The organism is Bradyrhizobium sp. 18BD (assembly GCF_054185225.1).
This window is the reverse complement of the sequence record NZ_JAVAYL010000143.1, coordinates 1-490: the sequence shown is the minus strand read 5'-3', so window position 1 is coordinate 490 and position 490 is coordinate 1. Positions and strand designations below refer to the sequence as shown.

The following is a 490-nucleotide window of genomic DNA, read 5'->3' as shown; positions in this document are numbered from 1 at the left end:
CTTCATACCTAAACTAAATCGAAGAGTATGTGCTAAAGGGTTTCCAGATTCTTGAGGGATTAGATATGATAAATCAAGGTTCATGCCCTTGACTTTCGCACCTAATCCTAAGGTGAAAAACTTCATATTCCCTTTGGCTTTATCTTGGTACTGATAGCCCCCTCGCAATGATAATAATTCCTGTAGGGTTAACTCAATTCCTAGATTATAGTTGATTTCCTTAAGCGTTTCTGATCATCCATCAGGTGCTGAACTCCAGTTTTCAAGAAAGGTTCCTAATGCTGTAACCTTTGCTGGATCCTTTCCTTTTACAATATTTCCTTTACTATCTCTTACTGGTGGGGTTGGTATCAACAGTCTGTTGGCATCAAAGCTTAATCCAAGTAGGTTCTTTCTTCCTACATGCAGATATTCTGCTATCCCTAATCTCAAAGTGGTGGGTTGAAAATTCAAGTTTGAAACATCTCCATAACTAACTTTACCACCTAGG

Annotated in this window: 1 protein-coding gene; it reads right to left on the bottom strand. The window is 38.6% G+C overall.

The annotated features are described in order from the left end of the window. Nucleotides 1-234 precede the first annotated feature (234 nt). Nucleotides 235-490 (bottom strand): hypothetical protein (locus tag RAD16_RS40795; RefSeq protein ID WP_458163666.1); only part of this gene is annotated, 256 nt, incomplete at its 5' end.